Below are 10579 nucleotides of genomic sequence, written 5' to 3'. Positions count from 1 at the left end.
ACTCGTTGATTAGATAATCCAGTTCATCTGTTTTAGCAGCAATCGTCTGCATATACTTAGCATATTTTTCAGGTGTGTACGCGACTCCCTCCATAATGCCATCCACATATCCTTTGATGGCGGTGAGTGGAGTCCTCAAGTCGTGCGAGATATTCGCAATCAATTCTTTGCGATTTGTCTCATACTGTGCCTGTACCTCGATTGAATGTTGCAACCGTGAACGCATCTCTTCAAAAGCCACACCTAATTGACCGATTTCGTCTTTACCGTCGACGTTAACCCGAAAATCCAAATGGCCATCTTTAATTTCTTGTGCTGCTTTTCGCAACACTTGTAATGGCCGAATGATCCGGGCTGACATGAATTTTGTTATCAGAATGTGTGTGAGGATAAGCACAAACAATAAAGAAATAAATAACGAAGGGAAATACTTTCTAATGAAATAGGTTATAGGATCAATTTTCGAAATGATAAAAAGTGTTCCCTGATCATGACCACGAGTGACAAAATCAAATTGCATAAAGTAATAGTCCTCATTGGCCATATTAATGATTGTATAGTTTCGATTTACTTCAAGATTTTTTAACGTCGACAGCGTATCCGTCAATCCCGGTAGTTGCTGGATGTTCTTCGAACGATATAGGATTGCTTCACCAACCCGAACGACCAAGCCGGCGTTCAAATCTGCAAGCTCTGCATTCATTCCGTCAAGATAGGTACGATCCATTAATAAGCTCGGGTCACGCTCAACCGTCCTTCTAATCTCTTTGGCAATGTGCTCCACATCGTCATGATCGAAATTTTCTTCGGTTGATTCATATAAACCCTTAATATTTTGCAGATCCCCCTTGAAAAAAACGACCATAAGAACAGAGATTAGGATAATGGAGAAAAGTGGAATGATTAGCATTGCCGCATAGGACAAGAGCAATTTCATTCTAATGGACACGGAGATTCTCCTTCATATATATTTCATTCAGCTTAACTCGCAAGCAATTCGTATGTGCAAATAACATTGCTTAGTTCTTCATTCATCATAAACTCGGCATCTAAAGGATAAGTGAACTAGTTCTTAAAAAAGTCTTAACTTAATGAATCGAACATCCGTATATGCTAACGCGATCGACGATCATAATTCTCAGTTTAAACAAAAAGCACTTATGTATAAACAACAAAAAGCCGTATAATTTACGGCTTTAATTGTTACACTCATCAGCTGTTAGGCTAATTATAGGGAAACGAATGCATTACAATTAGCTACCGACGCAGCGAGCTAGACTCTTGCGATAACCATGCCTACCAGATATCGTATCAGCAGCCGCCACCCAAGACGTGTTGTTTACCATAGCAACAAAAAAGGGAGAGACTCACGTCTCCCCCATCATTTATTAATTACAACGGCTATACCCGCAGTTGCTGCACGTTTTGCAGCCTTCCACGTTCATGAGCGAAGCCGATCCGCACGACGTACACAGGTCGAGCGAGCTCGTTTGGCCCGCATATTTCAGCGTGCCTTCGCCGCGCGAAGACTCGGATGGCAGTTCAGCCGGTGCAGCAATTGCTGGAATTGCCGGCTCTGCGTAAGCGGCAGCCGCCTCTTCAGCTGTCTCCGCATGCGTCTCGAGCGCCTTGGCAACCGCGTCGGCGATCGATTCTACGCGATTCGCGCCGAAGCCGATCGCGCCGGAGCCGCCGATGCCTTTCAAGTGCTTCACGAGCAGCTTTACTTTGTTGCCGTGATCGCCGTAACGAAGGAACAGCGAGCATACGCGGCCGAGCGCTTCCGCCATCGCGAAGACGTCCGATCCGGCTTTGCCGACGTTCAAGAAAATCTCGCTAGGCGTGCCGTTCATGTCGTTGATCGTGATATACGCCATGCCGAACGGTGTGTTCACTTTGTATGTCGCACCGCGCAATACTTGCGGACGGCGTTTGTATTGCTTGTCGAACACTTGCTCCTGCTGCGGCGTTACGCTGCTGTTCAGCGTGCTATTGAGCTCGCCGACCGCAGCCGTTTCCACGGCTGCCGTTGCCGCAACCGGCGCTTCTACAGGCGCTGCTGCAGCCGCTGCCGTCTCTTCCTTCTTCTCATCCTTCGAAGAAGTCGACAATACTTGTACGTCACGGCTGCCGTCACGGTAAATCGTAACGCCTTTGCAGCCGAGGTCGAATGCAAGCTCGTACAGCTCTTTCGTCTCTTCGACCGTAAAGTCGTTCGGCGCGTTCGCCGTCTTCGAGATCGAGCTGTCGACCCAGCGCTGAATCGCCGCTTGCACGCGGATATGATCCTGCGCAGACAAGGTCATCGATGTGACGAAGTAGTCCGGCAGCTCTTGGCCCGGATGCGCGTCGATCCATTGCTGCGCGATCGGAACAAGCTGCTTGTCGAAGCCGAGACGGCTTTGACGGTAATATTCGAAGGCGAAGTACGGCTCGATGCCCGTTGACGTACCGACCATCGTACCCGTGCTGCCCGTCGGCGCTTGCGTAATGATCGTGACGTTGCGGACTCCGCTCTTCACGACAGCGTCGCCGACTTCCGGATACGTCTCGACCATGTTTTGCATAAAGCCGCTTTGCAGATACAGCTCCGCATCGAACGCCTCGAACGAGCCTTTCTCTGCCGCAATCTCCGACGATGCCAGGTACGACTCGCGTGCGATGAAGCCATACAGCTTGTCGAGGAACGACAACGAATCCGGCGAGCCGTAACGGACGCCGAGCTTGATCATCAGCTCTGCAAGACCCATCGTACCGAGGCCGACACGGCGTTCCTTCTTCTGGTTCGCTTCGTTCTCCGGGAAGTGATACGGCGTCTTGTCGATGACATTGTCGAGGAAACGGACCGACCAGCGCGTTACGCGGCTAAGTTCATTCCAATCGACGTCATGTTTCGCCTCGTCGTAGAACTTCGACAGATTGATCGCCGACAGGTTGCAGACGCCCCATGCAGGCAAGCCTTGCTCGCCGCAAGGGTTCGTACAGATAATCGGATTAAAATACCAGCTGTTCGACATCTGGTTGTAATATTCCATGAAGACGACGCCCGGCTCCGCCGATTTCCACGCCGACTCGATAATCGTATGCCATACTTCGCGAGCGCGAACGGTCTTATAATGAATGACCGGGTTGCCAGCGGAACGCCATTTCTCCAGATCGCCGTCCCACAACTCATCATAGCCCGGCGCTTTCGTATCCGGGAACACGAGATCCCATTCGAGATCCTCTTTGACGGCTTTCATGAAACCGTTGCTGACGCAAACCGACAAGTTCGCATTCGTCACTTGGCCCATCGTCTGCTTAACCGTAATAAAGTCGAGCAGATCCGGATGCCAGTCGTTAATCATGAGCATGAGCGCGCCGCGGCGGCTGCCGCCTTGCTCGATCAGACCTGTCGTGTAGCTAAACAAGCCGCCCCATGAGACTGCGCCGCTCGAAGATCCGTTAACGCCGGCAACGATCGCGCGGCGCGGACGAAGCGACGACAGGTTGATGCCGACACCGCCGCCGCGAGCCATAATTTCCGTCATTTCCGTGAGTGTGTTCATAATGCCGCCGCGGCTGTCCTTCGGTGAAGGAATAACGTAGCAGTTGAACAGCGTAAGCTCTTCGCTTGCGCCTGCGCCTGCCGCGATGCGGCCGCCAGGAACGAGCTTCCAATCGTCGAGAATATAACGGAACCGCTCCGTCCATTCCTTCCGTTTATCCTCTTTCTCTACCGATGCCATAGCGCCGGCGAGACGATCCCACATTTCTTCCGGCGTCTTCTCCACCGTCAGTGTCAACTTCTCGACGGTCGATTCGACTGTATCGCCGCTGCGCAGCTTCACGGCCACTTTGCTGCCTTCGCGGGCTGTAACTTCACCGACTTCCTTGGTCGGAAATTTCGGATCATCCTTCGTCAGTACGAGTACGACGTCGCCGACCTTCGTTTCGTTCGTATCGGCATTTTTCCAAGCATACCGGTCCAGAAAAATCTTCTCGCTAAGTCCTTCTAACCGCTTATTCCCCGTCGTTCCCATCCGTCCGACATCCTCTCCGTTTATATTGCTCAATTTCGTATGTTAGTGTAACGATAATGTATGTGATTCACACCATATATAGTGTGCGAAATTCATTATACTACACTACATATGGATATACATAGCCTGAATCGGCTGATTTCGCCGATATTCATGACAATCCCCCCGCTAATCTGCGAATTGCTTGTCCATCCTCGTCCTATGTCGATATTTCGCAGCTTCCTACCGTCTCTCTTCATGCGCTCTTATGAATTGCCCGCAGGTAGGCCATACTATGGAAAATGTACTGAATTTCACGTACGCCCAAGTGGCAGGAAAGGAGCTTCTTGATGCCGCATCCGAACCAACCGACGAATCCGCCGCGCTCCGAACCAGCCGCCTCCTCCAGCAAGCTGCACCCGCAAGTCGACTGGCGCTTTGAGCGCAATTGGTTCGACGAGCTGCAGGCCCGATTGAACCGGAATGGTCCTTGGGACGACTGGTCGCTCTATCAACTTGCCGTTGAGGCCGAACAAGCGACGCAAGTGTCGAGCTTCGATGACCTCCGCTGTCTTCGTTGTCTGCCGTCATTCGAACCGATGCCGCATCAGATTGCGACTGCAGGCAAGGTGCTTCACGAGATGGGCGGCAGAGCGATACTGGCCGACGAAGTCGGACTCGGCAAGACGATCGAAGCCGGGCTTATTCTGAAGGAGTATATGGTGCGCGGATTGGTCAAAAAAGTGCTGATTCTCGTCCCCGCATCGCTCGTGCTTCAATGGGTGCGAGAGTTGAACCAGAAATTCAGCATCTCCGCGTTTGCACAGAAGAAAGAGCATTCCTGGCAGTACGAAGTCGTCGTCGCCTCCATTGACACGGCTAAGCGCGACCCGCACCGCGAGCTGCTGCTAGCAACGGATTACGACATGCTTATTATTGACGAGGCACACAAGCTGAAGAATAAAAAGACGACCAACTACCAGTTCGTCAATCAGCTAAGCAAAAAGTATTGCCTGCTCCTCACCGCGACGCCGGTGCAGAACGATCTGGACGAGCTGTACAACCTTATCACACTCCTGAAGCCGGGCCAACTCGGCGGCCAGAGCGAATTCGCTGCCAACTTCGTCGTTGACAAGCGGGTGCCGAAGAATGAGGATCAGCTCCAAGAGGTGTTGTCGTCCGTCATGATCCGTAACCGCCGCGGCGACGGCGGGATCCAATTCACGAAGCGGATCGTCCGCAACATCCCGCTGACGCTGTCGCCAGAGGAGAAAGCGCTGTACGACGGCGTTACCGCATTCGTGCGCGAGCGGGTTGTCGAGACAGTCGCCGATATGGCCAGCATGTTGTCGCTCGTCACCTTGCAGCGCGAAGTATGCTCCAGCCGTGATGCCGTCTTCTTGACGCTCGTGAATCTGTTTAAGAAGACAGCCGAAGACTCCCCGCTCCGGCCGAAGATATGGGAGCTTGTCGAGAACATCCGCGCCATTACGGCGAACACCAAGGCAGAGAAAGCGATCGAGCTCATCCGGGAAATCGACGATAAAGTCATTATTTTCACCGAGTACCGGGGAACTCAGGAATACCTGCTGCAGTTCTTCCGCTCGCACGGCCTGCATGCCGTCCCTTACCGGGGCGGAATGGGACGCGGGAAGAAGGATTGGATGATGGATCTGTTCCGCGGGCGCGCCCAGGTGCTGATCGCAACGGAAGCCGGCGGCGAGGGCATCAACTTGCAGTTCTGCCACCATATGATCAACTTCGATCTGCCTTGGAATCCGATGCGTGTCGAGCAGCGAATAGGGCGCGTTCACCGGCTCGGCCAGCAGCATGACGTTCACATCTATAATTTGTGTACGCTTGGCACGATTGAAGAGCATATCGTCAATCTGCTGCATGAGAAAATCAATCTGTTCGAGCTCGTCATCGGAGAACTCGACCACATTCTCGAACGGTTCGAGAATAAGGACCAGTCGATCGAACAACAAATCGCTCGCATGGTCGCGGAAGCCGGCGACGGCACGGATTTGCAGCAGAAGATAAGCGGACTTGGCGACTCGCTTGTCCGAATTCGCAGCGAAGTATTGGGGGAAGAAACGCTCGGCCAGGAAGAAGATGCGATCGCGAAACTTCTCGACGGCACCGGAGAATGTATTTCTATGGAGGCAAGCCAATGAACGAGCGGCAAGTACACAAGTACGTGCAGCGGTTTCTGGAAGCGACCGATTGTACGATACTCGAGAAATCGCCTGCGCATTTCAAAGTGAAGCTGTCTCCCAATGCCGACCGTTCGCTCACGAACCGCCCTTATTATTGGAGCTTCGTCGACCGGACCGGCGCCGATCCAGAGACGATGTCGATGCTGTTCGTCACCGACCGGACCAAGTATGATGCGATGGAAGCGGAGAAGGAAGCCAAGCAGCAAGAATCGCAGTCGGGCGAAGGTGCATCCGATGGCCTCTCTTCCGCTGCAGAGGCAGCTCTTAACCGTTCCTTCGGTTTCGTACACGGAACGATGAATACGATCCGCATGCCGCGGGAAGAAATGTATTTCGGCTCGCGCAGGCTGGATCAGTTGTTCGCTGCGAGCCAGTCCGGCGGCAGCTACGTGTACTTGTTCCAGGAGCCGGAGCGCAGACACTCGCTGCCTTACGACTCCACGCCGTATACCGCTTGGCTCGGCGTGAATTTGAAGCTGGAGTTCGCATGCGACCGCAAACGGGAGGAACTGCACTCGTTCGGCGTCTCTCTGGCGTCCGGACAATGCGTTGAACAGTTCCACGACCGGCTGCTCGATCTGAAAATGACGCCCAAGCTGCCTCCGAACGTACATGTGACGAAAAACGGCATATCGCTCGGCAAAGCCGTATCGACCATCGAGCAGACGCTCGAGCGCAAGCTGAAGCAATACGATTACAGCTGGGCGGTACAAGCAACCAAACAACTGGATGAGGAACTGGCTCGCATACAGCATTATTATGAACCGCTCATCCAGTCGGCACTGGAAGAGCATAAGCCTTCGATAACCGAGCAGTTCGACAAACGGCAGGCGGAAATTCGGTGGCAGTTCGAGCCTCGCGTGACAGCTTCCGCGGTCAATTGCGGCATTTTTCACCTTGCAGGTATCGATTAAGCGCGGAACGGAAGATCCGTGACGAGGTTCCCAACAATCCGGCAAAATTAGAACCAGCGCCGCTGGCGTTCACACGACAGCTTCCAACAGCGTTCTCGGAAGCTTGTCCTCTACAATAGAGAAGAACGTAAGCGGCTTCATTCGAAGCGAAAGGCGGAGATCACGATGAGGTTTCGTCAAGCGAAAAAGCTGGCTGTGCTGTTCACATGCTGTGCGATGCTGTCGGGTTCAGTCAGCGCCGCGACGGTATTCGCATCGGGCACGACCGATTCGGTCCGGTTGAGCGCTCAAACGCCCGAGGATCAGAAGCGTCTAGCGAATCAAGTCCAGGCGTGGATCGATGAATTGGCCAAACAGCCACCCTTTGCAGCATGGTCAGGCGCGGAGTTTACAATTGAAGCATTGGGGCCAGGAACGCATGCTTGGTATGTGGTGATAACAGCCGGCGGCCGTCCCGTCGGTTATATGATCGTGAATGCGAAGGAAAGCGGCGGCTATGAGCTTGGGGAATATGGCACTGGCAAAAGGCCGTTGTTCGATGTGGAGACGCTGCGTCTTTCATTAGAAGGACAGGGCGTTATTCCGGAGGGAGAAGCTAACGGGAAAGCCACCTACCAGGCTTCGCGCCTATACGCGAACGGGCTATTCGCAGTATGGCGGGTTGTGACGGCGGACCATGAAGTGCTGTATGCGGATGCGGCGACCGGCGATATTTTGCCTACGACGGAAGTGCAATGGTCACGCGCCGCAGCGTCTGTCGAGCACGCCTCTGGCGCACCTTTCCCCTCTTCCGCTGGCGTTCGCTCCCATATCTATAAGGTTCATTCCCGGCAATCGTTCGATGTCTATGCCGAGCTTCCATGGCTGTCTTCATCTCCGATCAAGGTTCATAATGCAAGCCAATTGTTAAAACCGATCCTATCGGATCAGCGGCTTCGGTATGTGGCAGAGCTATACGATCATACCGCGACCTTCATGTGGGGAATTGTCGGCTATCAGCAGTGGTCGAACGATGCTGTTTATTTGGCGCTCGAAGAGCCCGATCCAGAAGGCAGCGGGCTCAATGCTGTTCGATATTTAAGCTTATCTTCCTTGTATCCATTCGGTCTCTTCTATCGCTCCTGATTGCGGCTTGCGGCTGCGCCAGCCTTGGAACCATAAGGTCAGCGACAGCGGTGCAATTCCGAACCAGCGTGTCGTCCATGGCTCCCGTACCGCCCGGGCAGCTTGTTTGTCCATCCGCTTCTGTTTCCGCACTTCAGACGGCGTATCGATATAAGTAACGAATTGTCCCGCCACATATTTGATTAGTTCGTCTCTTTTGTCCGCCATGTTCTTCTCTCCCCGCTCACGTTATTGGAACACGTCACGTCTCATACTATAAGCATGCCCTTCAATTCAACCGAATAATCATGAATGAGTTTCCACCTGTCAAGCCACGATATAACCATAATGGTGTTTGCAGGGAGGATTACCGGAATGAAACGTTCCAGACATACCAAACGATTGCAACTCGAACTGCTTCTTGATCATCACCGCCACAAACAACGGCAAGCACGGACCAGCCCTGCACATCCACCCGCTGCGAGATGGCTGAAACCGGCATGTCTGCTCGGACTCATGCTCGCCGTGTGCACGGCACCTTACTCGAATATGACCTACGCAGCGAATTCTCCTGCATCGCCAGGCAGCGAGCGTCAAACAACGACCGAAACTGCCGGATCGATTGCTGGCAGACAGCACCGGGAAGCTCCTCCCCATTACAAACGAGCTCTGCCGTCGGCGGTCGTTCTGATTGACGCCGGTCATGGCGGAATCGACGGAGGAACGAACATCGGCAATATTTTAGAGAAAGACATTAATCTTGAGGTCGGCAAAAAACTGTATGCGCTGCTTCGCAGCCAAGGCATTCGAGCGGTGCTTAACCGGACAGGCGATTACGCCTTAAGCGACGACAACCGGTGGCATATGAGCCGATCCCGCCATCGGCGGGATCTGTCCCAGCGCAGACAGCTGACCGATGAGATCGAGACGACGCTGTTCGTCAGCCTGCACGTGAATTGGGCGAAAAACAGCGTCAAGCACGGCCCGCTCGTGCTGCATCAGAACAGCGGGGAGAGCGCCCTGCTTGCGTTCTGCATACAGGATGCGCTGAACCGGCTGCAACATACGAATGAGCAGCCCAGATATGCGAAACCATTCTACCTGCTTAATACGGTTAACGAACCGGCTGTCATTGTCGAGATGGGTTTTCTCTCCCACGCGGGCGACCGTGAGATGCTTACGAACCGTGTTGCGCAGACACGGATCGCGCAATCGATCTCGGCAGCCTTATGGCAATATTTGCTCATCGCTGGGACCCCGGATAAGGTCGGACAGCTTGACGATAATCGCATTCTCCCGTAGCGAAGGCGTCGACTGGAGCAGAACGGCTGCTGTTTTCTTGCCCGGTGGTCCGACATGGCCAATAGCGACGCAATGTTCCGTCTGTTCCAACTGCTTGTACACTTCGCCGATCTGCTTCGCGATATGCGAAGTGGAATAAACATCATCGAGAAACACATGGTTGTTCAATAGCGGAATGCCAATCTCAGCAGCAATTTTCGGTACGACGGTCTTATAGGAGGTGCGGCTGTCCAGGAAGAACAGGCCGCGCTCCTTGCATACCGTAAGAACAACACGCATGACCCGCTCATCCGACGTTGCCTTCGAGCCCATATGGTTGTTCATTCCAACTGCAAATGGAACGTTATCGATGGCGGCTTCGACACGCTTGCGTATTTCGGCATCGGACAGATCCGTCGTTATAGCGCCAGGCCCGAGCCATTCCTTCTTGCCTTTGTTCGGCTCCATCGGCATATGCACGATAACGTCATGACCGAGCTTATGCGCATTCTCCGCATCCGATTTCGTCGTCGGCATGAACGGCATCACAGCAATCGTGAACGGGAACGGCAGCTTCAGCATTTCCTCCGTTCCGGTCATGCCATTGCCGAAATCGTCGATGACGATAGCGATTCGCTTGAACGCTTTAGATTGCTCGGCATCTTGCGATGCACTCTTATGCTGCTGCTCGGTCAGCCCGACGGGTTGACGGGTCATCGAGGAGGCAGCCGCCTTCTGCGGCTGTTCCGCTCCAACTGCCGATGGCGCTTGAACTGATGCCACGGCCAGAAGCATCGTCGTCGTCACACACACACTCAGCATTCGTTTCTGGAACCATTGCAGAAGATTGTTACACGTTCGGTCCCGGTTTCGTTGGTTCATGGTTTAAGGCACCGCCTTCTTCATTTGAAGTATTCTCATTGTGTGTGCCGCCCTTCGAAAATATGTAGCAGAAAGCCGCTCTGCTGAGGCCAGTATTTACTGAGTATTAAAAAATGTTGATCGTGCATTGACGTGCCTTGTCTGAACATGCTATATTTAAGCACGCAAGTTCATTATG

8 protein-coding genes are annotated in these 10579 nt (G+C 53.2%); 4 read left to right on the top strand and 4 right to left on the bottom strand.

Annotation, left to right across the window (positions count from 1 at the left end):
• Both PKO01S_RS27705 and PKO01S_RS27700 read right to left on the bottom strand, forming a co-directional pair.
• A partial coding sequence (locus PKO01S_RS27705; RefSeq protein WP_164779815.1) for a HAMP domain-containing protein occupies window positions 1–949 on the bottom strand: 949 nt, incomplete at its 3' end.
• A 439-nt stretch (window positions 950–1388) separates the two neighbouring features.
• Window positions 1389–4022, bottom strand: a complete 2634-nt coding sequence (locus tag PKO01S_RS27700) for an adenosylcobalamin-dependent ribonucleoside-diphosphate reductase (protein WP_127534672.1) — start codon at window positions 4020–4022, stop codon at window positions 1389–1391.
• Window positions 4023–4351: 329 nt separating this feature from the next.
• Here PKO01S_RS27700 and PKO01S_RS27695 point away from each other — a divergent pair, with 329 nt between their 5' ends.
• From PKO01S_RS27695 to PKO01S_RS27685, 3 genes are all read left to right on the top strand, one after another.
• On the top strand, window positions 4352–6178 hold the full coding sequence (locus tag PKO01S_RS27695) for a DEAD/DEAH box helicase (RefSeq protein WP_127534671.1): 1827 nt from the start codon (window positions 4352–4354) through the stop codon (window positions 6176–6178).
• Window positions 6175–7134 (top strand): YqhG family protein, encoded by a 960-nt coding sequence (locus PKO01S_RS27690; protein WP_127534670.1) that lies wholly within the window; start codon window positions 6175–6177, stop codon window positions 7132–7134. Before PKO01S_RS27695 ends, PKO01S_RS27690 begins: the two co-directional genes overlap by 4 nt.
• Before the next feature lie 165 nt (window positions 7135–7299).
• Window positions 7300–8259: a hypothetical protein gene (locus tag PKO01S_RS27685; RefSeq protein WP_127534669.1), complete on the top strand. Its 960-nt coding sequence runs from the start codon at window positions 7300–7302 to the stop codon at window positions 8257–8259.
• Here PKO01S_RS27685 and PKO01S_RS27680 read toward each other — a convergent pair.
• Window positions 8218–8466, bottom strand: coding sequence for a YqzE family protein (locus tag PKO01S_RS27680; protein ID WP_127534668.1), 249 nt, complete (start codon window positions 8464–8466; stop codon window positions 8218–8220). The genes PKO01S_RS27685 and PKO01S_RS27680 overlap by 42 nt on opposite strands.
• Window positions 8467–8754: 288 nt before the next feature.
• Between PKO01S_RS27680 and PKO01S_RS27675 the strand changes: the two genes are divergently transcribed.
• Window positions 8755–9540, top strand: coding sequence for an N-acetylmuramoyl-L-alanine amidase (locus tag PKO01S_RS27675; RefSeq protein WP_164779816.1), 786 nt, complete (start codon window positions 8755–8757; stop codon window positions 9538–9540).
• On the opposite strand, the gene PKO01S_RS27670 is transcribed toward PKO01S_RS27675, so the two are convergent.
• Window positions 9466–10236: a divergent polysaccharide deacetylase family protein gene (locus PKO01S_RS27670; protein WP_407669721.1), complete on the bottom strand. Its 771-nt coding sequence runs from the start codon at window positions 10234–10236 to the stop codon at window positions 9466–9468. The two genes, PKO01S_RS27675 and PKO01S_RS27670, sit on opposite strands and share 75 nt — an antisense overlap.
• Window positions 10237–10579 lie beyond the last annotated feature (343 nt).

The organism is Paenibacillus kobensis NBRC 15729 (assembly GCF_004000825.1).
GTDB lineage: Bacteria > Bacillota > Bacilli > Paenibacillales > Paenibacillaceae > Paenibacillus_T > Paenibacillus_T kobensis.
The sequence above is the reverse complement of the archived record's forward strand: the minus strand, read 5'-3'. Positions and strand labels throughout refer to the sequence as shown.